General features: G+C 46.8%; 1 protein-coding gene. It reads right to left on the bottom strand.

Annotation, left to right across the window (positions count from 1 at the left end; translation table 11 throughout):
• The coding region (gene dctP, locus AB4585_RS23315; RefSeq protein ID WP_372171157.1) for a TRAP transporter substrate-binding protein DctP at positions 1 to 265 on the bottom strand (265 nt) is incomplete at both ends.

Below are 265 nucleotides of genomic sequence, written 5' to 3'. Positions count from 1 at the left end.
CCTCTTTGAACGACATTTTTTGAGGATTAGCACCAAGTTGCTCAAACTGCGCTACCAGTACATCTGAAGCTTGAACGCGGAACTTAAGTCCCTTTGCATCCTCTGGCATCAATAGCGGTTTATTGGCCGACATCTGTTTCATACCGTTATGCCAAAACTCCAAGCCCACTAGACCGCGACGCTTCATTGCATTTTTCAGCTTGTCGCCTGCCTCTGAGTTCTGGAATTTATCAACGGCAGCGACGTCTTCAAACAAGAAAGGAAG

Origin of the sequence: Vibrio sp. 10N.222.49.C9 (assembly GCF_041474985.1) — a bacterium.
Classification (GTDB): Bacteria; Pseudomonadota; Gammaproteobacteria; order Enterobacterales; family Vibrionaceae; genus Vibrio; species Vibrio crassostreae_C.
The sequence above is the reverse complement of the archived record's forward strand: the minus strand, read 5'-3'. Positions and strand labels throughout refer to the sequence as shown.